General features: G+C 38.7%; 22 protein-coding genes. 18 read left to right on the plus strand and 4 right to left on the minus strand.

Annotated elements, in window-relative coordinates; genetic code table 11:
• Positions 1-5: 5 nt before the first annotated feature.
• From pstA to phoU, 3 genes are read left to right on the plus strand one after another with little or no spacing between them, the layout of a single operon-like run.
• Positions 6-875, plus strand: a complete 870-nt coding sequence (pstA, locus tag ACXAEO_RS03335; protein WP_474883943.1) for a phosphate ABC transporter permease PstA — start codon at positions 6-8, stop codon at positions 873-875.
• A 51-nt stretch (positions 876-926) separates the two neighbouring features.
• Positions 927-1,736, plus strand: coding sequence for a phosphate ABC transporter ATP-binding protein PstB (gene pstB / locus ACXAEO_RS03340; RefSeq protein WP_474877964.1), 810 nt, complete (start codon positions 927-929; stop codon positions 1,734-1,736).
• Positions 1,737-1,781: 45 nt separating this feature from the next.
• Positions 1,782-2,441 (plus strand): phosphate signaling complex protein PhoU, encoded by a 660-nt coding sequence (phoU, locus tag ACXAEO_RS03345; protein WP_474877966.1) that lies wholly within the window; start codon positions 1,782-1,784, stop codon positions 2,439-2,441.
• Positions 2,442-2,506: 65 nt separating this feature from the next.
• Here the strand turns inward: phoU and ACXAEO_RS03350 are convergent, their stop codons facing one another.
• Together ACXAEO_RS03350 and ACXAEO_RS03355 are read right to left on the minus strand one after the other, a co-directional pair.
• On the minus strand, positions 2,507-2,986 hold the full coding sequence (locus tag ACXAEO_RS03350) for an endolytic transglycosylase MltG (protein ID WP_474877968.1): 480 nt from the start codon (positions 2,984-2,986) through the stop codon (positions 2,507-2,509).
• Positions 2,986-3,366, minus strand: coding sequence for a hypothetical protein (locus ACXAEO_RS03355; RefSeq protein ID WP_474877970.1), 381 nt, complete (start codon positions 3,364-3,366; stop codon positions 2,986-2,988). Before ACXAEO_RS03355 ends, ACXAEO_RS03350 begins: the two co-directional genes overlap by 1 nt.
• 338 nt (positions 3,367-3,704) lie before the next feature.
• Here ACXAEO_RS03355 and ACXAEO_RS03360 point away from each other — a divergent pair, with 338 nt between their 5' ends.
• From ACXAEO_RS03360 to ACXAEO_RS03420, 13 genes are all read left to right on the plus strand, one after another.
• A complete protein-coding gene (locus tag ACXAEO_RS03360; RefSeq protein ID WP_474877972.1) occupies positions 3,705-4,169 on the plus strand; it encodes a DUF4912 domain-containing protein in 465 nt (154 codons plus the stop codon).
• A gap of 5 nt (positions 4,170-4,174) precedes the next feature.
• Positions 4,175-6,568, plus strand: a complete 2,394-nt coding sequence (locus tag ACXAEO_RS03365) for a glycosyltransferase (RefSeq protein ID WP_474877974.1) — start codon at positions 4,175-4,177, stop codon at positions 6,566-6,568.
• A 16-nt stretch (positions 6,569-6,584) separates the two neighbouring features.
• On the plus strand, positions 6,585-8,897 hold the full coding sequence (locus ACXAEO_RS03370) for a sugar phosphate nucleotidyltransferase (protein ID WP_474877977.1): 2,313 nt from the start codon (positions 6,585-6,587) through the stop codon (positions 8,895-8,897).
• A 4-nt stretch (positions 8,898-8,901) separates the two neighbouring features.
• Entirely contained in the window at positions 8,902-9,549 is a 648-nt protein-coding gene (locus tag ACXAEO_RS03375; RefSeq protein ID WP_474877979.1) for a hypothetical protein, read from the plus strand.
• Positions 9,550-9,606: 57 nt separating this feature from the next.
• Positions 9,607-9,756: a 50S ribosomal protein L33 gene (gene rpmG / locus ACXAEO_RS03380; protein WP_028394888.1), complete on the plus strand. Its 150-nt coding sequence runs from the start codon at positions 9,607-9,609 to the stop codon at positions 9,754-9,756.
• Between the two features lie 225 nt (positions 9,757-9,981).
• Positions 9,982-10,551, plus strand: a complete 570-nt coding sequence (locus ACXAEO_RS03385; RefSeq protein ID WP_474877981.1) for a 5-formyltetrahydrofolate cyclo-ligase — start codon at positions 9,982-9,984, stop codon at positions 10,549-10,551.
• Complete coding sequence (locus tag ACXAEO_RS03390) at positions 10,544-11,332, plus strand: DUF92 domain-containing protein (protein ID WP_474877983.1); 789 nt, start codon at positions 10,544-10,546, stop codon at positions 11,330-11,332. Before ACXAEO_RS03385 ends, ACXAEO_RS03390 begins: the two co-directional genes overlap by 8 nt.
• Before the next feature lie 111 nt (positions 11,333-11,443).
• Positions 11,444-11,623 (plus strand): hypothetical protein, encoded by a 180-nt coding sequence (locus ACXAEO_RS03395; RefSeq protein ID WP_474877985.1) that lies wholly within the window; start codon positions 11,444-11,446, stop codon positions 11,621-11,623.
• A gap of 189 nt (positions 11,624-11,812) precedes the next feature.
• A complete protein-coding gene (locus ACXAEO_RS03400) occupies positions 11,813-13,348 on the plus strand; it encodes a rhomboid family intramembrane serine protease (protein ID WP_474877987.1) in 1,536 nt (511 codons plus the stop codon).
• Between the two features lie 71 nt (positions 13,349-13,419).
• The gene (locus ACXAEO_RS03405) at positions 13,420-13,626 is read left to right on the plus strand and encodes a YqgQ family protein (RefSeq protein ID WP_474877990.1); all 207 of its coding nucleotides are present in this window, start codon (positions 13,420-13,422) and stop codon (positions 13,624-13,626) included.
• A 1-nt stretch (position 13,627) separates the two neighbouring features.
• Entirely contained in the window at positions 13,628-14,602 is a 975-nt protein-coding gene (locus tag ACXAEO_RS03410) for an ROK family glucokinase (protein ID WP_474877992.1), read from the plus strand.
• A gap of 363 nt (positions 14,603-14,965) precedes the next feature.
• On the plus strand, positions 14,966-16,816 hold the full coding sequence (locus ACXAEO_RS03415; protein ID WP_474883944.1) for an LTA synthase family protein: 1,851 nt from the start codon (positions 14,966-14,968) through the stop codon (positions 16,814-16,816).
• Between the two features lie 105 nt (positions 16,817-16,921).
• A complete protein-coding gene (locus tag ACXAEO_RS03420; RefSeq protein WP_474877994.1) occupies positions 16,922-18,019 on the plus strand; it encodes a YqgU-like beta propeller domain-containing protein in 1,098 nt (365 codons plus the stop codon).
• Positions 18,020-18,185: 166 nt separating this feature from the next.
• Here the strand turns inward: ACXAEO_RS03420 and ACXAEO_RS03425 are convergent, their stop codons facing one another.
• On the minus strand, positions 18,186-18,359 hold the full coding sequence (locus ACXAEO_RS03425) for a DUF2759 domain-containing protein (protein WP_474877998.1): 174 nt from the start codon (positions 18,357-18,359) through the stop codon (positions 18,186-18,188).
• 277 nt (positions 18,360-18,636) lie between these two features.
• On the opposite strand from ACXAEO_RS03425, the gene ACXAEO_RS03430 reads away from it, so the two are divergent.
• Both ACXAEO_RS03430 and ACXAEO_RS03435 read left to right on the plus strand, forming a co-directional pair.
• Positions 18,637-19,269 carry an MBL fold metallo-hydrolase gene (locus ACXAEO_RS03430; RefSeq protein WP_474878000.1) on the plus strand — a complete coding sequence of 211 codons (633 nt, stop codon included), beginning with the start codon at positions 18,637-18,639 and terminating at the stop codon, positions 19,267-19,269.
• A gap of 13 nt (positions 19,270-19,282) precedes the next feature.
• Positions 19,283-20,404: a class I SAM-dependent methyltransferase gene (locus ACXAEO_RS03435; protein WP_474878002.1), complete on the plus strand. Its 1,122-nt coding sequence runs from the start codon at positions 19,283-19,285 to the stop codon at positions 20,402-20,404.
• A 79-nt stretch (positions 20,405-20,483) separates the two neighbouring features.
• Here the strand turns inward: ACXAEO_RS03435 and ACXAEO_RS03440 are convergent, their stop codons facing one another.
• Entirely contained in the window at positions 20,484-20,729 is a 246-nt protein-coding gene (locus tag ACXAEO_RS03440; RefSeq protein WP_474878004.1) for a DUF2626 domain-containing protein, read from the minus strand.
• Between the last annotated feature and the right edge of the window lie 70 nt (positions 20,730-20,799).

Raw genomic sequence — 20,799 nt, forward strand, 5'->3', positions numbered from 1 at the left:
TGTATATGGATCGTGATCTTGTACAAAAGAAAATGGGCAATCGCCTTGTCTTTAATACTATATTCAAATTTATTTTCCTTTGTGCGACTCTTTTTGGATTAGTTATATTAGCAATACTTTTATATCGGATATTGACTCAAGGGTTAGGCTGGTTAGATGCGGACTTTTTACAAAATTTCGCTTCCCGCAAACCGGAAGAAGCTGGTGTTAAGGCCGCTCTTATCGGTTCATTTTGGTTAATGGCAGTTGTTGCACCTGTCTCCTTATTTTTAGGGGTAGGGGCAGCGATTTATTTGGAAGAATATGCGAAGAAAAATAAATTCAATGATTTTATTAAATTAAATATCGCCAATTTGGCGGGTGTTCCATCTATTGTGTTCGGTCTTTTAGGTCTAACAATCTTTGTTCGTCAGTTAGCATTAGGAAGAAGTGTTTTGGCTGCAGGTTTAACAATGAGTTTACTTATTCTTCCTGTTATCGTTGTATCCGCACAGGAAGCGATTCGTGCTGTACCAAGAGAATTGCGTGAAGCATCTTTTGGAATGGGAGCGACAAAATGGCAAACGATTAAAAATGTTGTGTTACCTGCGGCTATCCCTGGGATTTTAACAGGAAGTATTTTAGCCTTATCTCGTGCGGTAGGAGAAACTGCACCACTTGTTGTGGTAGGAATCCCGACCTTCATTGCCTATTTGCCTACTGGAATACTAGATCAATTTACAGTATTGCCAATGCAAATCTACAACTGGACGAGTCGACCACAAGCCGACTTCCAACATGTGGCGGCAGCGGGTATTATGGTATTGTTAGTTTTCTTAATTTTAATGAACTCAATTGCTGTTTTCATTCGTAATAAATTTCAAAAGCGTTATTAAGTTAAAATGGAAAGATCTTGATGGACATTGGATGAAGGAGGAACCCATTTTATGGAAGCTTCAAAAATGGTGAAAGAGAAAAATACTGAGGCAGTTACAAAGAATAAAGCACTTGTATATGAAACAAAGGGACTTAATTTATGGTATGGAGAAACTCACGCGCTAAAAAACATTGACTTAAATATTGAAGAAAATGAAGTAACAGCAATCATTGGTCCTTCAGGGTGCGGTAAGTCAACATATATTAAAACATTAAATCGTATGGTTGAATTAACTCCAATTGTGCGAACATCTGGAGAAATTCATTACCGTGGACGAAACATTTTCGATAAGTCTTATCAAGTAGAAGAACTTCGTACACAAGTTGGGATGGTGTTCCAAAAGCCAAACCCTTTCCCGAAATCCATTTATGACAACATTGCTTATGGGCCAAGAATTCATGGAATCCGCAATAAAAAAGTGTTAGATGAGATCGTAGAAAAAAGCTTACGCGGTGCCGCAATTTGGGATGAAGTAAAAGATCGTTTAAACCAAAACGCATACGGATTATCTGGTGGTCAGCAACAACGTTTATGTATCGCTCGTTGTTTAGCGATTGAGCCAGATGTCATCTTAATGGATGAGCCGACGTCTGCTCTTGATCCGATTTCTACACTGAAGGTAGAAGAACTTGTACAGGAGTTAAAACAAAATTTCAGTATCATTATCGTTACACATAACATGCAGCAAGCAGCTCGTATTTCTGATAAGACAGCCTTTTTCTTAAATGGTGAAGTAGTAGAGTTTGCTGAAACAGATAAAATCTTCTCTAACCCATCGGATAAGCGAACAGAAGATTATATTACAGGTCGATTTGGTTAATAATTCATCTATAAAACAGCTTAGAGTGGATAGGAGATGGAATTTATGCCAGTACGTGAACGATTTCATGGCGATTTAAAGGCATTAAGAGAGAAGTTAGTGGAAATAGGTAATTTAACGGAAAACTCCATGAATAAGTCATTCCATGCGTTAACTTCTAAAAATATTGAGGATGCGTTGGCTGTTATTGATGAGGATTACAAAGTAGATCGTTTAGAAGAAGAAATCAATGATTTAGCTATTCTACTCATTGCGAAACAACAGCCGGTCGCCATTGACTTACGAAGAGTTATTGTCGCAATTAAGATTGCTTCTGATATTGAACGAATGGCTGATTTTTCTGTCAACATAGCGAAATCGACTATTCGTATTGGAAAAGAACCGCTCATAAAGCCACTTGAACATATTGCCAAGATGTATGAATTAGCGACTGAAATGCTTACTCTTTCGTTAAAATCTTATTATGATGAAGATGTAATTTTAGCGAAAAAGGTTGCAGAGATGGATGATCAAGTAGACGCTTTATATGGAGAAACAATTATTGAGTTGTTGAATTTAGCAAAAGAAAAGCAAGAAGCTCTTCCTCAAATTACACAGTTATTGTTCATTACTCGTTATTTAGAGCGTTTCGCTGATCATGCTACAAATATTGTAGAAAATGTCTTTTATTTAGTAAAAGGTAAACGATACGATTTAAATGAATAGTAAAAAAACTCCCTTTTCAAAATGGAAAGGGAGTTTTTTTTACTATTCATGCCTGTTTGAATTTTTTAGTTGCCTGTTCGCTTTGTTAAGATGTTGGCAATTTCATTAAAAGGCATATCCTGTGTTAATTCGTAAGTGCCAACACGCAGTTTGCTTGTTAATTTGGCATCGATTAAATATTGTTCAAAATCAGCGCTACTTTTAATAACTCCTTTTTGTTCGAGTAAGGTTGCGACATCTTTGGAACGGGTTCCTTGTTTTACCTCAATGATAAATATTTTGGGAGGAGAAGGAGGAACTGCTGTCGGTTGCTTTTCTTCGCGCTCTTCGCTCGGTTTGTCGACAAGTTCTTGATATTCATCTATGGAAATGGCCATATATTCCTTTTCTTGCAAAAATTGATCCACCATTTTTTGCGTTAAAGGAGGAGGGCTAGAAGGCGGTACAGCCGTCTTTTGCGTGTCATATGTATGTACGCCCCATAAGATGGCAGTTGTCATAAATATGCCCATGGAAAACGCACGTAAGGTTGAAGATCCTCTCATTATGAATGGCCTCCCCAATGTTGCTGATGAATAATGAGCCGAACTTCTTCAAGTGGTAAGGAGGTATGCCTGGCAATGGTTTGAATAGTATGTCCTGCTCTATAAAACTCAATGATTTGAGCATGTAGGGGGCCGGTTTTATCCAATACAATGGGCTCGACAGCCTTCTCTTGTTCCCGCGGAGCTTGGAACTGATCGATCATCAATTCTTCTTGGAGTACCTTAATTTGTTTTTTTAGCTGGTACGTTTCCTGCATCATAGATAAAGAAATTTGTTCGACTTGTTTTTCAAGAGCATCTATTTTGGAATGCTTGAAAAAGGATAATAAGTAAATGCTGATAGCGATAACAATTAAACCGATAATGATGTAATGAAACATGCAGATGGTCACCTCAACCTTCTAAATTTCTACTTTTATCTTACCATGGAACAACAAAAATCGACATCAAACAAGATAGAGATTTGTCTTTATAAAAAAGACTTGTTCATCGTTTACAATTTTTACGGGAATCGACAAATTGCGTTTATTGTGACGTTAAACGCTTAATGTTAAGATTAAGAAAAGTGCATAAACTTATACTCATAGTGTGCAAGAGATAAAAGCACATATCTTCTCCAGCTTCATCCCGCTCCTTTAAATTCCAACACATGCGTACAGCGGAAACTGACGTTACACGAGCAGTAAAATAAAAAGTACTATAGGCGGATTTTCTGAATATGAAACATTTAGATATTGATGTATTTAAAATGTTGTGTCAAAGTAATGGCACATTATCCATTCACTGGAACATCTCAACGTTGTCTAAACAATTGTTTGAAGAATGCTTCTTGACGAAATGGAAAGAAGAGGAGCTTTCTGTCATCATTTATGACATTACGAATGTGATGTTTAATGGACATAATGCAAACAAATGGAAGGAATTATGGATTAATCCGAATGAAAATCATCTGTTTGTTACACTGCCTCCTAATAAAACTTATATAGCCGATATGGTGGTTCCTTTATCATCGTCATCTTATTATACAATTCTTCGCTCTAACAGCATTCATTTAGGTGACAGTAATATGACAGATGTTGCTATTCCAGCAGATTCGCCAGGCTGGAAGCGACATCCTACTGCTTCACAGGAGTGGGCTCCTCTTTTTAGTGCGTATTCATGCTATACAAAAGATGCAAGGTGAAAAACATGACAAAAAGTCGATTAGCAGTCATCTATGCCCCATTCTCTTATATTGTGCAAGTAGAAGAGTCGAAATGGGATGAAACAGCTTTATACAAAGATATGGTTCAATTTTATTTACCTTTGCTGAAGTACACAGAGGCAAGCGATATTCCGCGGTGTATTATCGCCATTTCACCGCTTTTGCTAGAAATGTGGAATGAACGAGATTTTCAACACCGATTCCGTCTTTATTTACAAGAAGAAAACGATCAAGAGTCTCTTAACCTATTTATAAGATGGAATTCGAATTTGGTAGAGGCTCTTAAAGATTTGTCGAAACAAGAAAAAATAGAATGTATACCGACTACAGCAAGTCATTGTTTACTGCCATATGCTGCAACAAGGGAAGGAAAAGCACTTCAAATTAGTTATGGCATAGATATGTTTGAAGCGAGTTTTGGAATGAAACCAAGCGGCTTTTGGCTAGAAGAGGGGTTTGTGACAGAGGAAGAAGAAGAGATTTTACATGAAAAAGGAATTCAATACACCTTTATAAATCGACAGTTTATAGGAAACGATGAAATAGAAACATGTACTTTCGTTTCTTCTCGAAACATCATCTTAATCCCTTTTGAGGCAAATGAATTCAAAAAGGTTTCCCGAGAAATGACGGATTTGCCTGTTGTTTATGTAGAAAGCATGGGGGGAAGGACAATACCAGATAGGCTGTTTTCGTCTTTAAAAACATTAAAAAGTGTACCTATAAACTTTCAATTATCAAAACCGTTTTTTCTCGAAACGTTACCTGGTTCGGCAACGATCCATACAAGCACCATCGCGAAGCGATTCGGGGATCGGTGGCTTAATAGTGCCAATCAGGAAGTTTATACAATCAGTTATGAGATGGAACAGGCTTTAAAACAATGTGCTCGTTTTTTTGAACATCCTCTTTTTGCGTTAATGCTGAAGAAATGGCTCCTTATTTCGAATAGGGAATGGGCAAGAAGGCTGGCAGAGGAAAGGGAATGTCACGAATATGTTCATGAACGGTTGAATAGGCATGTAAAACAATTTTATGAACTTTATGAACTTGTCAGAAAAGAAGAGGTAGGCAATGAAACAACAACTTCTTTTCTTTTTCGGAATCTTTCTACTCACCATCTTAAAATGATGCAGGGAGTTTTTAGAAATGAACCGCTTCGTCCTAGTACACGTAAGGACGGTCAGTTAAGAATTTTAATGCTGTCATGGGAATTTCCCCCTTTAGTAGTCGGGGGGTTAGCACGTCACGTATTTGATTTATCGCGAACTTTGGCAAAGCAAGGACATGATGTGTATGTCCTTACAACTTTTGTAGAAGGTTTGCCCACTTATGAAAAAATTCATGGAGTCCATGTATGTAGAGTATTAAGTTTGCAACCGCATCATCCAGACTTTTTAGCATGGGTAAACAGCTTGAATGCGGCGATGGTACAAGAAAGTTTACGGTTGTCCCAGTCCATTTCCTTCAATCTTGTACACGCTCATGATTGGCTTGTAGGAAGTGCCGCTCAAATCATTCAAAGGCAACTTCGCGTTCCATTAGTGTGTACGATTCATGCAACAGAGCATGGACGTAACAACGGCATTCATAATGAAATGCAAGAAATTGTACACAAAAAAGAAGCGAGACTTATTGAGGCTTCTCAGGCAGTCATCGTGTGCAGTGAGTATATGAAAAAAGAGCTTATCGATTTATTTTATGTACAGTCTGATAAAATATCCGTATTTCCAAATGGAATCGATCCAGATATGTTTTTAGCCACGTGTCGTCCAAATCAAGTTAAAAAGAAATATAAATTGTCTGTCCAAGATAAACTCATTTTTTCTGTCGGGAGAGTCGTTTATGAAAAAGGGTTTCAAACGTTAATAGAGTCTGCAGAAATCGTAAAGAGAGAATGTCCAGATGTTCGATTTATTATTGCTGGAAAAGGCCCTTTATTGCACGAATACCGGATGCTTGTCAAAGAAAAAAAGATGGAGGAATATGTTCAATTTGTCGGTTATGTTACAGACGATGAGAGAAACCAATTGCTTCATCTTAGCCGCATCGTTGTTTTTCCAAGCTTGTATGAGCCATTTGGCATCGTAGCACTTGAAGGGATGGTTGTAGGGAAACCAACGATTGTTACCGATACAGGAGGACTAAAAACAATTGTTGAGGATGGAGTTTCTGGTATAAAGGTTCGTCCAGGAGATGCCGTTCACTTAGCGGAACAACTTTCTTTTCTATTGGCTCATGAAGAGTATGCTTGTTCCTTAGGACAAAACGGCAAGAAACGAGCAGAGACGATGTTCGGCTGGGAACACATTGCCATCGAAACAACAAAACTTTTCCAAGATGAGATTTTTTCGTTCCAGGAGAAGGGAAGGGATTAAGCTGAAAGCGATTATATTGGCGGGAGGAAAGGGAAAAAGACTTCGACCTTTAACTTATCGCACTCCGAAACCGATGTTGCCGTTATTAAATAAACCTGTACTTGAATATATGATTGAACATCTAAAGCATCATGGCATCGTAGACATTGCCATTACGTTAAGCTATTTGCCATCCTCGATTAAAAGCTACTTTGGAGACGGAAGCAGATGGGGAGTTCGTATTTCGTATTTTTTTGAAGAGATGCCGCTTGGGACAGCTGGTGCGCTTTTGAATGCCCAATCATTTATAGACGGCCCTTGTCTCATTGTTAGTGGGGATGCGTTAACAACCATTAATTTTAATCATGCAGCAACGTATCATCGGGAAAAAGGCGGAATCATGACTATCATTACAAAGAAATTTCCCGATCCGTTCCGTTATGGCACGATAGTATCCCGATTTGATGATAAAGTAGAGAAAATCATTGAAAAGCCAAGAAAACATGAAGTATTTACAGATTATATTAATACAGGCGTGTATATTGTGGAACGAGAGATTCTGACTTACATCAAAGATAGGATCAAAACGGATATTAGTCTTGACTTAATTCCCCTTTTACTGCGGCAGGGACAAGAGATTTTTCATCATTTAACAGAACAATATTGGATTGATATTGGGGAAGCTGATCATTATTATAAGGCGCAGCAAGATTTGTTAGATGGAAAATGTATTTGTTCAATTAATGCAGAAGAGATGAAGCAACACATTTGGCTCGGAAAAGATGTTTGCATTGAAGAAGAGGTGTTGCTGCAAGCACCGGTCTTTCTTGGCGACTACACGATTGTGCGCAAAGGTTCATCCATTGGTCCGTATGCAGTTGTCACAGCAGATGGAATGGTTGAAGAAGATTCGTGTATTCAAGAAACCGTGTTACTGCAGGATGTCTGTATCGGAAAGGGTTCCGAAGTGAAAAGAGCGGTTATTGATGCTCATACAGCATTGGAAGAGAATGCAAAGCTGGATGATCATGCTCAGATGATGATATACAACGTACCAAAAGAAGGGATGATGAGCAGCTATGTGAAAGCGGCTGATGAATTTCCATCGCTTTATTTTTATCATCACCCGTTTGTGGTCAATGGAGCCATACGGTATTCGGTGTTAAATGAACGCTTATATGTCCTTATTGCCCGAGCATTGAGTCGTCTATGGAGAAAACAAAGGAAAGTGATTGTAGGCTGTGAAGAAGGCGCAGAGTTTCTTAAAGAGCAAATGATTATGCACTTGCTTGCGTGCGGTTTTGATGTTGACGATTGTCACTTTGTACCTGCTCCGTTTCTTCAGTATGTAATTGAAGTGGAGCAAGCCGACGGAGGCATCTATATTACTGCAAATAAATGGAACGATGAAGATTGTGCTTTCCTTCAATTTTATGAAGAAAATGGCCAACTACTCAGACGCAATTCGGAGTGGAAACTTGAACAATTGTTGAGGAAGCAGTCCGAAAGTAAAAAAACGTTACTTGGAAAACGTTCCTTCAAGTCAGAAGATCTTTATATGGAGACGTATATAACAAAACTTCTCCAAACAGTGCGCATCCCAGAAATAATTGGGGCAAATTTAAAAGTGATGGCCTCAGTCCCTTTTCTAATTCAAGGAACGTTGAAGAAGCTATGTGAGGACCTACATGTACAGTGCACGTTGTATGGAGAGGTTGAGGAAGAAGAATTTATTAAAGAAATCGAAAAATCAACCGTTCATTTTGCTATTAAAATTAATGGCGCAGGCAATCGATTTCAAATATTTGATGAAAAGGGAAGAAAGCTAACGGAAACACAGTCCTTCTACTTATACATGTTTAATCGCTATTTCTCTGAAAGTAAAGCATGGAGCGTTTCTTCAAGAAGTGAAGAAACGATGTTGTCTCTGAATGAGAAGATTATGGAGGTCAGTTTTCATAGAAATGAGAAAAAGACATGGATGGTACTTTTTCAAACAAACGCTTTTTATGCATTTGGCCAACTGCTTGAATTAGCTGCTACTCAGTTTCTATCCTTTTCGCATATTGTTGAGCGCGTTCCTGATATTCATATCGCCCAGGAATGTGTATTTTGCCCGATTGAACGGCAAGGAAGAGTCATGAGAAAAATTTTGGAAGATGTAAAAAGTCATGATGTTGAGTTGTTAGACGGAATGAAGATTTATCATTCAGAAGGAGGATGGACCTTGATTATGCCGGATTATCAGTCATCAGCTATCAATGTTTATTCAGAAGCGAAAGAATCGTTTGCTGCTCAAAAATTTTCTGCTTACTTTATCAATAAAATTAAAGAGTATCAGAAGGTGTAACGCGATGGATACACTCTTTCAAAATTTTCAGCCGTTCCCTTTTTGTGAGGAAAAAGACCATTTCTTAAGTATTGACGGGTTTTTCACAAAGCTTGGTTTGTGGACAGAAGGTGAATTCCGCTGGATTGATCCGTCTGCTCAAACTGAAAATTGGGAGGACCATCCTTTAACTATAGAGTGTCAAACCTTTGACGCTTCCATTAATTATTGCAAAGTATTGTATGTTAAAATGAAGGTAAGTAATCAAAGTGAGCATTCCAAAGCATTTAAAATGTATTTTCAACAAGAAATCCAATGCCGTAAAGGAGAAGATATTGTTTATTATGCCCCAAACCAGCAAGTGATGGTGCATCATTCTGGTGATAGTTCCTTTTTATGTAATGGGAAATATAAAGAGGCCGGGATTAAGCAATACTCAATGGAGTCTAGAGAGCGCAGTTTTACCCCCCACTTGTTTAAAGATTTACAAAAGGGAACACTTTGTTTTCAGCCATTTTCGGTGAAAAATGTGAGAAGTGCCTTTACGCTAGAAGGGGATTTAGAGCCTTACGACACGGAAAATCTCTATTATTGGTTAATTAAAGGACAGCATTCTCAACATACTAACATGTTAAATCAATTTCTTCAAAAAAACACACTAGAATTTCGCTGAGAAAAATGATATTATATTATAGTCTGATTTATGCTTTTATAGTTTGGAGGGAAAAACATGCGTGTAAACATTACTTTAGCTTGCACAGAGTGCGGTGAGCGTAACTATATTTCTAAGAAAAACAAACGTAACAACCCAGATCGTCTTGAGCTAAAAAAATACTGCTCAAGAGACAAAAAAGCAACTGTACACCGTGAAACAAAGTAAACAGTAGGGAGTTATTCCTGCTGTTTTTTTTTGCCTTATTTACTTAGAACCCGGTTTATTCCTTGTTGAAGTGAGGCAGGAAGGAGCTTCCTACTGATCGAAGTTTCCTTATATACATAATTGAACATGTAGCGAATGGGCGTTTAAAATTAAGGTAACAGCTTTATCTATTATTTTTAGGGAAAGTTTGTTGATTTGTCCTAAAAACGAGGGGGAGGGACAGTTGTGGATGAAAAATCAGCAGTTCGCAAAGTAGTCAAGGAACAGTTAACTCTTTTACAAACAGAGAAATATGAACGGTGGTCAAACCGTATTGCTGAAAGACTCTATGAAACCTTTTGGTGGCAGGATGCGAAGGTCATTGCGTTAACGATATCAAGAGGTAGAGAAGTGTCTACGGCGCCTCTTATTGAAAGAGCATGGGCAGCTGGTAAGACGGTGGTTGTTCCAAAATGCAATTCAAGTGATTATACGATGAAGTTTTATCGTATCACTTCTTTTTCGCAACTTGAAACGGTCTACTTTGGACTGAAAGAACCCATTGTAGAAGAGACGGTTCATTATAAAGCAGAAGAGATTGATTTGATGATTGTGCCGGGAATTGTTTTTTCAGAAAAAGGCTACCGAATTGGTTATGGGGGAGGCTATTACGATCGCTATCTTGCCCATTTTAGAGGAATGGTCATTTCGTTAGCGTTTTCGATTCAACTTAGAAAAGAAGTCCCATTTGATGTCCATGATATTCCGGTGCAAACGATTATTACAAACGAAGGGATTGTGCGTTGTCATGGTTGACGCATGGTTCATTTACATAGGAATCATTCTCGTATCTGTTTGCGCATATTGGTTGAAGGCGCTGTCTATATCCGGTGCTTTAGGGGCGGTACTAGTAGGGGCAGCGATTTATAAGGGAATTGGAATCAATGGCTTGCTGCTTCTCGCCCTTTTTTTCGGGAGTTCGACGGTTTGGAGCAAGTTTAAAAAGAGTGAGAAAAAGTTGTTGGTAGATAAAATAGAGAAGAACGACGCGCGTGATTTTGTTCAAGTGATGGTAAACGGTGGACCGGCTGCCCTCCTTAGTTTATTATTTGCTGTGACTGGTTTGCCTTTATTTGAACGATTATTTATCATCAGCTTAGCCGCAGCCAATTCTGATACATGGGCTTCTGAACTAGGGACATTAAGTAAAGGAAATCCCTATTTACTCCCTACTTTTCAGCAAGTAGAGCGCGGGACATCAGGAGCGGTATCGGTGCTAGGGACGTCAGCTGCCTTAGCGGGTTCATTAATCATCGTATTAGGGGCTTATGTTCTTCCATTTTCACTATCAAATGTGGAACTGGTCCTTCTCACTTGCTTAGGATTTGCAGGGAACGCAGTCGATACCATTGTAGGAGCTTTCTTGCAAGTCACCTATCAATGCCCGCGCTGTAAGATAGAAACAGAGCGGCCAGAACATTGCAACACTGTTTGTGTTCCAATAAGAGGTTGGACTTTTATGAACAATGATGCGGTGAATTTACTATCGAATGTAACAGCCGTTCTTCTTGGGGCTTTTGTATATGTGTGGATGTAAGTAAGTGAATGGAAAATAAAACATGGCTACGAAAAGTAGAAAATCTAAAATGGACGGATAAAAGAGGAAATGATGTGAAAAGGTAATAGGGATAATAAGGGAGGTAATAAGATGCCGCGTTTGCTGACACTATTTGCAATTGCTTTAATGGTTTTTTTAGGTTACCGCAAGCGTTACCGTGTGCTCAATGTCGTGCTGTCGAGCCAAATGATCCGCCAATTTGCTATTCGTACATTCTTTAATATTCCCTTTGTACGAGATCGTCTCATGAGGCAAATATTTCCCACCTGAAGCGCAGTTGTAACAGATAAAAGAGTGGCATGGACGTTGTTCCATGTCTTTTTGCTGTCTACAGGAGAGAATGCGGGGCTTCTGTCTGTTCTGCTGTTTTATATAGAGTGAGATAGTTGATTTTTTTTGTCTTTTTTGCGATGGTTACATTATAATAAGCAAAATGTTTAATGGGAGGAGGGAGACAGTTTGACACTTAAGCAAGATTGGCTATTTTGGGCAACGTTAAAAAAACTAGTTGTGGAAGGCCAATATGAGTTGCTGAATTTATCAAAAGATTTTCAAGAAGCGTGGTTGCAATCTACTCATCAAAAACCGACGGTCGTCATCCGTCTCTTACGTCATAATTTTTCTTGGGCCAATATGTTGGAACAAGATATGGAATATGTGTATGAAAGGTCAGAGCAACTACGTAAGCAATCGTTTAAAAGACAGCTGCGTGTTCGAAATGTGTATATTAGCGACTATGAACCGATTAATGAATGGAAGGCTGTTTCCGCGGCAGAACGAATGATGGGGAGCAAATCTCCTACACAAGTGGAAACGGTAATTTGGACAGAAGTGAACGGAAAAGAAGAGTATGAGCGGCTGACTAATAGTCCGTTCAACGGGAATTTGATAGAAGAAGAGCAGCTTTTCATTCATATTGAGCATGTAAAGCAACAAGTTATTACGCATATTAATAGCAAACAAAAAGAAGAACGCGCTCTTTTTGAATATGGAAAACCTTTTTTGACGTTCTTTTTCTTAGCTGTACAAATTATAATGTTTGCCGTATTGGAGTTAACGGGTGGAAGCGAAAATACGTTGACATTAATTGAATACGGCGCGAAGTTTAACCCTTTTCTTTTTCAAGGGGAATGGTGGCGGTTTATCACACCAATTGTGTTACATATCGGATTTTTGCATTTATTAATGAATAGCTTTGCTCTTTATTATTTAGGGCCAATTGTTGAAAGAATATATGGAAACTTTCGCTTTTTGTTTATCTATTTATTTTCCGGTTTTTCCGGTGTATTAGGGAGTTTTATTTTTAGCTCTTCCATTTCAGCAGGTGCATCAGGAGCAATTTTTGGTTGTTTCGGAGCATTGCTTTATGTAGGAGCGGTTCATCGTCAATTGTTCTTTCGAACGATGGGCTACAATATTATTGCTGTTATCATCGTCAACTTAATTTTTGGCTTTGTTGTACCAGGCATAGATAATGCAGGTCATATCGGGGGCTTAATAGGAGGTTTTCTTGCCGCATTTGTTGTCGCGCTGCCAAAGCATCAAAAATATAAAGAGCGGTTAATGGGCATTGTCATCAGTGCTGTGCTAGTCGCGGGAGCCTTACTGTATGGATTCAGTGCACGTAATCTAGAAAAAGACATCAACTATGCATTAGGCGTTGCCCAAAAGTTCAATGAAGAAGAGCAATATGAACAAGCGATAAACGTATTGAAACCATTTGAGCGATACGATATACAAAATAGTGGTGTTTACTTTTTATTGTCGTATGCCGAGATTAAAAGCAATGATATTGAAGCGGGAAAACAACATTTACAAAAGGCGGTTCAAGAAGATCCGTCTTTTCACGAAGCGCATTATAATTTAGCTCTTATTTACTTCAATGAGGGAGAAGTGGAAAAGGCACAAACATCGATCGAACAAGCAGTGAAGCTACAGCCGACTAATCCACAATACGAGCAATTAGCGTCTCAAATTGACAGAGCTCTACAATAGCTCCTTGACGTCGTTTGAGTTTTCTTTATACTTTAATATGTATAGGTTGAACAACGAAAACAGGTGACGAAATGAAAACGATTTATGATATTCAGCAACTGCTGAAAAAGTATGGAACGATTATATACATAGGGGATCGTGTCGCAGACTTAGAACTTATGGAAGCAGAATTAAAAGAATTATTTCAAGCGCAACTTATTGAGGTCAAAGATTATCAAACCGCGCTCTTGCTGCTTCGCCAAGAAATACAAATTCAAAAAGAAAAAAGGATGAAATAGTATGAAAGAAAAATGGTTAGTGGGTGTTGACCTAGGCGGGACAACCATTAAAATGGCCTTTGTCAATCAGTACGGTGAAATTATTGAGAAGTGGGAAGTACCAACAGATATTTCAGAAGAAGGGAAAAACATTCCGACAGACATTGCTAAAGCAATTGATGGTAAGTTAATCGATTTAGGTGAAACGAAAGATAAGCTACTGGCAATTGGGATCGGGGCTCCTGGACCTGTTAATAAGGAAAACGGCTCCCTTTATGTAGCGGTTAACCTTGGCTGGAGCGATTTTCCGTTAAGAGATCGCCTTGAAATGGAAACGTCTCTTCCAGTTGTGGTAGATAACGATGCCAATGTGGCAGCGATCGGTGAAATGTGGAAAGGGGCCGGCGAAGGCGCGAAAGATCTTTTATGTGTCACACTCGGTACAGGTGTTGGTGGCGGTGTAATTGCAAACGGTGACATTGTTCATGGAGTGAATGGAGCAGCCGGTGAAATCGGTCATATCACATCCGTTCCAGAAGGAGGAGCTCGTTGTAATTGCGGTAAAACAGGTTGCCTTGAAACGATTGCTTCTGCAACAGGGGTTGTTCGCTTAGCAATGAATGCTCTTGAAACAACGAAAACAGCGAGTGTATTGAGAGACGTGCATCATCAAGGGGAAGCAGTAACAGCTAAACTTGTTTTTGATGCGGCGGCAAAACGGGATGAATTGGCTCTACAAATTGTGGATGAATTGGCTTTTCATTTAGGATTAGCTCTTGCTAACCTTGCTAATGGCTTGAACCCTGAAAAAATCGTGATTGGTGGCGGTGTTTCCAAAGCTGGTGATACACTGTTGAATCCGTTGAAAGAGCAATTTAAGCGATTTGCGTTTCCACGTGTAGCTCAAGGGGCAGAGTTAACGATTGCCACGTTAGGAAATGACGCCGGAGTTATTGGCGGAGCATGGCTTGCAAAAGAGAAAATGAGCGCTATATAAGTCACGGCAAAAAGCTGTGTGGAGCGAAAGATACCATGCTTTTTTTGAATAAGAGGACCGTTATGAGTACCCAGTTAACATGAGGGCATAACGGTTCTTTTTATATGGACAGAAAACAGTCATTTGAATTTAGAATGTTAGAAAAACAATATTTTTGAAACTTTTCCCATGTATATCCGTCTAATTTAAAGATGAAAAAAACATTATGATTCTATTTTTCTACTATAGAGAAAGAATTGATTTTTTGTAAAAAAACCATTAAGATTAGTTAGTCCATTTAGGCGCTGCTTTTTCAGCGCATGAACAAGTGGTTAAGGAGGTACGCATTTGAGGCTTAGAGGATCTTTATCGAAGCTTTCATTCATGTTAACAGCTGTATGTTTATTATGGCTGAAAACGTATATGATTTATAAAACAAGCTTTAATATTGAAATTGAAAATGTCAAACAGGAGTTCATTTTATTTATTAACCCGCTTAGCTTTTTGCTTGTTGTATTAGGGGTTGGGCTTTTTCTTAAAGATGAACGGAAACGAACTCGCTACATAATTGTGATGAGTTTTGTTATTTCATTTGTTTTATTTGGAAATGTGATGTTTTATCGCTTCTTTAACGATTTTCTCACATGGCCTGTTTTGTTTCAGACAAGTAACATGGGAGATTTAGGAAACAGTGCATTTGAATTATTTAAAATAAGTGATGTACTGATGTTTGCTGATGTGTTGTTTTTAATGTGGCTTGCTCGAAAATCTAAAAATGACAATCCCGTTGTGAAGTTTAATCAAAAAGAGCGATTTGCTTATTACATCGCCGCAGTTACTATATTTGTGTCGAATTTGGCATTAGCTGAATCGGAGAGACCGGAGCTATTGACGCGCACATTTGATCGTGAAATATTAGTGAAAAATTTAGGAACATATAATTACCACATTTATGATGCCGTTTTACAGTCTAAATCGAAAGCACAGCGGGCTATGGCAGACAGCACGGAATTTGTAGAGATTGAGAACTATTTGAAAGCTAATCAAAAAGAGCCAAGTGATGAATTATTTGGAATTGCCAAAGGGAAAAATGTAATTTTAATTTCATTGGAATCTACTCAAAGCTTTGTCATCAACAAAAGCATAAATGGAAAAGAAATTACGCCATTTTTAAATGACTTTTTGAAAGACAGCTATTATTTTGATAATTTCTATCATCAAACAGGACAAGGGAAAACGTCTGATGCCGAATTTCTCGTTGAAAACTCCCTGTATTCGCTTGGCCGAGGGTCTGTCTTCTTTACGCACGCCAGTAATGAATACAATGCAACTCCAGAAATTTTGAAACAGCATGGCTATTATACGGCGATGCTCCATGCTAATAATAAAAGCTTCTGGAACCGAGACATTATGTATCCGAAATTAGGGTTTGACCGTTATTTTTCGTTAACAGATTATGAAGTGAATTCGGATAATTCTATTGGATGGGGCTTAAAAGATCAAGAGTTCTTCGAACAGTCCATTGCTCATTTGAAATCTCTTCCACAGCCGTTTTACACGAAATTTATTACATTAACAAATCATTTCCCATTCGAGTTGGATGAGGAAGATAGAATGGTCGATGAATACGAGTCTAACAGCCGTACGTTAAACCGCTACTTTCCGACGGTTCGATATACAGATGAGGCAGTGAAACATTTTATTAATCGCCTGAAAGAAGAAGGGCTTTATGAGAATTCAATCATTATCATGTACGGGGATCATTATGGCATCTCGCCAAATCACAATGTGGCGATGAGTCAATATTTAGGGAAAGAAGTCACACCATTTGTATCTACCCAACTTCAGCGTGTGCCTCTTATTATACATATTCCCGGAAATGAACATAAAGGGACTATTCATAAAGCGGCTGGCCAAATTGATTTGAAGCCAACTATTTTACACTTGCTTGGTGTGGACACAAAAAATGATGTCCATTTCGGTACAGACTTGTTTTCTGAAGAAAAGATGGATTTTGTTGTTTTGCGTGATGGAAGCTTTGTGACAGGACAGTATGTATATACCGATAATAAATGTTACGATAAACAAACAGAGCAAGAAACCGATTTGACTTTTTGTCAACCGTATATGAAAAAGGCAAAGCAGGAGCTGGATTATTCCGATAAAATTGTATATGGGGATTTGCTTCGTTTTTACGAAGGCACGCACTACCGGCCTGAAAAGAAAAAAGAATGAGAAAAAGCTTTGATGCCTTGTGTGTCAAAGCTTTTTTATGTGGAGTGGAAAAATGACTAATAACATACTATCATAGGAATAAGAAGGATAAAGGTGGTTTTATAAATGGGGAAAAGAGTGTATGTTCTATTGTTTGTTATGTTGGTTGTTGCTGGATGTGGACTCCTTTCAACCGAAGAGCGAAAAGGCGGTGAAGCAAGTCCGCAGCCAGTGAAGCAGTCTCCATCTGTCAAGATGTTGGAGGTGGAGGGAACTTCTTTTTTTTCTGTTGGTGATTGGTACAGTGATGAAAAGGTACTCATCGTAGAAGATGGTGCACAGGAATCTCGTATTTATTTGTACGATATTTATACAGGAGAAAAGGAAGACTTTTTTCAAACGAACAATCAAATCATTTCGGTAAAAGCTAATGATGATTACACTTATTTCCTCATTCAAACAACTGTCTCGGATGAACAAGCACAAGTAGTATTTGTAGATCGTAAAGGAGAAGTGAAGTATTCCTTCCAAATGGATTCTTTTGATGTTCAATATGTATGGAATCCTTATCAAAAGGATCAAGTATTTGTGACCACGTTTTTGCAGGATTGGACGTTTCAATCATTCCTTGTCGACCTTTCCGACAAAAGTCATGAACCCTATAAGCTTTCGCAGCCGTTTGCCCAATGGCTGACAGAGTCCAAGTTTGCTTATATGCCCATTAATCGGGAGAATCCACTCGGAGAAGTACCGCTTTTTGCTCATACTGTGCATCAGCAGGAAGAAGTGAACTTGCTCCATGGAATTGTTAGTTTTTCTGCGTTTAAAGGGACAATGCTAACAGTAGGCCCTAAAGAAGGAGAAAATGGAAAAGGACTTTATACGTTTTACACGAGTGATACATTGCAGGAAATTCAGCAGTTCTCCATGCCGCTTGTGTCCGATGTATCAGGCTGGATTATTCCTCACCATCAGTTTGATGAAGAAACAGGCAAGTTTTATATTTTTACGCCGCAATCGCTAGAGATGATGACGGAGGAAAAAGGATTTCAGCTCCTCTCTTTTTCAATGGAGACTGGCCAAGAAGAAGTTCTCTTAGAGCGTGCGGATAACGTTCCCTTCAAATTGTCCCCAAACGGTCGACTCGCTTTAATGGGCTATCAATTAGAACAAATTCTGGATATTAGAAAGAAAGAGGTAATCCCTTTCATTGAGTTCATTTAAAAATCCACTTTTTTTATAAAACGCCAAAAAACAAGCTGGTGTGAACTGTACCAGCTTGTTTTTTGGCGTTTGCGCACCTTTTCAGGTGAAAACTTGAATAAAGGAACTGTCATTACGACGGATATGGAAATATACCCTGTTGATGAAAGTTTCCTGTATGTAAAAATTAATGGACAGCTGGGAATCCGTGCTTTAGCAAAGTCATAACTGTGAACCATCCGAAAACAGCAACAGTAGCTAAAGCGAATCCAAACCCTAGGAAGTTTTTGTTGCGCAATGATGTGAAAGCACCGTATAGAGCTAGGATTGCTGTAAGTGCGAAGATGACCATAAGACCCATAAAAAGCCCTCCTTCGTATCAGAAATATAATCTCATTGAGCTCTGTTAAAGGATAATGTTGATTTTTCTTAAGGCTATAAAAACAACAATATCTTTAGCAAAGCTTTCCTTGATTAATGCTAACGCTTTCTTTACTCTTTTCCATTTTAAAGGTTTTCCCAACATTTGTCGAGGTGAAAAAAACAACACTTTTATGCGGAGGCTAATGGAGTTCTTTCAATCATGCTGCCCCATGTTGTAAAATATTGTACAGAACGTAAAAAGGAGACTGATACGAATGAAATATCAACGTGTCCCATTAGGACCTCTTCAAACAAATTGCTACATTATTGAAAATGACCAAAAAGAATGTTTAATTGTTGACCCAGGTGAAGAAGGAAAAAAGTTGATTCAATTGCTTGAAATGAGAAAGCTACAGCCAGTCGCTATCTTATTAACACATGCCCATTTTGATCATATCGGGGCGTTGGATGATGTACGGCAGCGATATGATGTACCAGTGTACATTCATAGTAAAGAAAAAAATTGGCTGAACGATCCAGCGTTAAATGGTTCGCAATTTTTCATGATGGGTGCTATTTCTGTTCAACCTGCGACTCATTATGTAACTGAAGAAGGTTCATTATCCATTGCTGGTTTTCAATGTGAAATATATGAAACACCAGGACATTCTCCTGGAAGTGTATCGTATTACTTTAAAGAGGCTCGAATGGTTGCTTCAGGAGATGCTTTATTTGAGAGAAGCATTGGTCGTACAGACTTACCTGGAGGCAATCATGAACAGCTTTTACGTAGTATTCATAATAAGCTGCTTGTACTTCCAGAAGACACGATTGTATTATGTGGACATGGGAGCGAAACGACCATTGGTGATGAAATGGAAAACAATCCCTTCCTAAATGGCTTTTAGAAGGTAAAAAAGGATGGGGGAATTTATTAAGCAATACATTAAGCAGTCTGCCCATCAAAGCATCTCATATTGCGACTATATGAACCTTGCTTTGTATGATCCAGTAAATGGGTATTATATGAAAAAAGGAGAGAAAATCGGAAAGAGAGGGGACTTTCTAACTTCACCTCACCTTTTTCCCGTTTTTGCCAAAGTACTAGCCCGCTTCTTTTATAAAGCGGTTCAGCAAGGAGCTGTGCCGCCTGCAATCTGTGAGATGGGGGGCGGAGACGGAATGTTTGCTCGTTGCGTTCTGCAAGAATGGGAAGCGATGTCTCCAGAAACGTTTCCAGAGCTCGTCTATTATATGGTAGAAAAAAGTACGTATCATCAGCAAAAGCAACAAGAACTGGGGGTATATCCACAGTTGCGCTATTTTCATAGTATAAAAGAGTTGAAGGAAGAAATTGGGGCATTTGAAGGTATTGTGTTTTCGAACGAATGGCTGGATGCCTTGCCAGTACATGTGATCGAACAGCGGGCAGGAGAATTATATGAAGTATGGGTAGTGCTAAATGAACAGGAGGAATTAGTTGATTGCTTAGTGCCTTTACAAAATAAGCAAATTAAGAAGTATGTAGAAGAATATCGTTTGTTGCTGAAAGAAGGTCAGCGGATGGAGATTCCTCTTATGATGCTGGACAAGCTGGAAGAGCTGCATCATTTGTTCCGGTCAGGAATGATGATTACTATTGATTATGGCTATACTTTTCAAGATTTGCAGCAGCCTTTGCATGCAAAAGGGAGCTTGAGGGGATATTTTCAGCATCAACTGGTCACCAATCCATTGCTTCATCCAGGAGAAATGGATTTAACTGCACATATTCACCTTGATAGTTTCATTGAGAAAGGAAAGAAGCTTGGGGCCGAAGTTATCGCTTCTCAAAGACAGCACGAGTTTTTGCTTGCAGCAGGCATTTTAACTTTATTGCAGGAGCATGCTGAGCAAAATCCATTCTCTTCGATTAGTAAACAAAATCGGGCCATTCGCAGTTTAGTGATGGATGATGGAATGAGCCCTTATTTCCAGGTGATTGTTCAAGAGAAAGGAATTAAGCTTAATCCACACGAAATGTTTGTTGCTACTTCTATCTGAAAAAAGACCCGTCGGCGACGGGTCTTTTTTGTAACAAAACATGTTTCTATTTGCCACTTGCTAAAATACCGTGTGTTAATTAATGTCCGCCAGTTCCTGGAACCATCATGAATGTTGTCCAGTATGTAAATCCGGCGAAGAACACTGTCAAATACGCTCCAAAAATGTAAATATACATGCGTTCTGATAGCTTTAAATAGCTGAGAAGAGCAAAGAAACCTGTTTGCCCTAAGAAAATAAGAGCTGTTGTATGCATATGCCCAAGGTAGAACATGACAGTGAAAATCCCTGTCCAAAATGCTAGAACACGGTACATACGATCCATAAAAAATTTCCCTCCTTCATACCCTCGTGTCAAGTACTTCCATTATTATAATGTACTTTTCGTACAATTG

It is taken from the genome of Bacillus sp. ABA4_010 (assembly GCF_056159105.1).

What these genes read in the sequence shown, in the direction of transcription:
- ACXAEO_RS03420 (WP_474877994.1), top strand. Translation starts at nt 16,922, where the DNA reads ATGGGGAAAAGAGTGTATGTTCTATTGTTTGTTATGTTGGTTGTTGCT.
- rpmG (WP_028394888.1), top strand. Translation starts at nt 9,607, where the DNA reads ATGCGTGTAAACATTACTTTAGCTTGCACAGAGTGCGGTGAGCGTAAC.
- ACXAEO_RS03410 (WP_474877992.1), top strand. Translation starts at nt 13,628, where the DNA reads ATGAAAGAAAAATGGTTAGTGGGTGTTGACCTAGGCGGGACAACCATT.
- ACXAEO_RS03365 (WP_474877974.1), top strand. Translation starts at nt 4,175, where the DNA reads ATGACAAAAAGTCGATTAGCAGTCATCTATGCCCCATTCTCTTATATT.
- ACXAEO_RS03395 (WP_474877985.1), top strand. Translation starts at nt 11,444, where the DNA reads ATGCCGCGTTTGCTGACACTATTTGCAATTGCTTTAATGGTTTTTTTA.
- ACXAEO_RS03440 (WP_474878004.1), bottom strand. Translation starts at nt 20,729, where the DNA reads ATGGATCGTATGTACCGTGTTCTAGCATTTTGGACAGGGATTTTCACT.
- ACXAEO_RS03415 (WP_474883944.1), top strand. Translation starts at nt 14,966, where the DNA reads ATGTTAACAGCTGTATGTTTATTATGGCTGAAAACGTATATGATTTAT.
- phoU (WP_474877966.1), top strand. Translation starts at nt 1,782, where the DNA reads ATGCCAGTACGTGAACGATTTCATGGCGATTTAAAGGCATTAAGAGAG.
- ACXAEO_RS03405 (WP_474877990.1), top strand. Translation starts at nt 13,420, where the DNA reads ATGAAAACGATTTATGATATTCAGCAACTGCTGAAAAAGTATGGAACG.
- ACXAEO_RS03425 (WP_474877998.1), bottom strand. Translation starts at nt 18,359, where the DNA reads ATGGGTCTTATGGTCATCTTCGCACTTACAGCAATCCTAGCTCTATAC.
- ACXAEO_RS03350 (WP_474877968.1), bottom strand. Translation starts at nt 2,986, where the DNA reads ATGAGAGGATCTTCAACCTTACGTGCGTTTTCCATGGGCATATTTATG.
- pstA (WP_474883943.1), top strand. Translation starts at nt 6, where the DNA reads ATGGATCGTGATCTTGTACAAAAGAAAATGGGCAATCGCCTTGTCTTT.
- ACXAEO_RS03360 (WP_474877972.1), top strand. Translation starts at nt 3,705, where the DNA reads ATGAAACATTTAGATATTGATGTATTTAAAATGTTGTGTCAAAGTAAT.
- ACXAEO_RS03390 (WP_474877983.1), top strand. Translation starts at nt 10,544, where the DNA reads ATGGTTGACGCATGGTTCATTTACATAGGAATCATTCTCGTATCTGTT.
- ACXAEO_RS03430 (WP_474878000.1), top strand. Translation starts at nt 18,637, where the DNA reads ATGAAATATCAACGTGTCCCATTAGGACCTCTTCAAACAAATTGCTAC.
- ACXAEO_RS03435 (WP_474878002.1), top strand. Translation starts at nt 19,283, where the DNA reads ATGGGGGAATTTATTAAGCAATACATTAAGCAGTCTGCCCATCAAAGC.
- ACXAEO_RS03375 (WP_474877979.1), top strand. Translation starts at nt 8,902, where the DNA reads ATGGATACACTCTTTCAAAATTTTCAGCCGTTCCCTTTTTGTGAGGAA.
- ACXAEO_RS03355 (WP_474877970.1), bottom strand. Translation starts at nt 3,366, where the DNA reads ATGTTTCATTACATCATTATCGGTTTAATTGTTATCGCTATCAGCATT.
- pstB (WP_474877964.1), top strand. Translation starts at nt 927, where the DNA reads ATGGAAGCTTCAAAAATGGTGAAAGAGAAAAATACTGAGGCAGTTACA.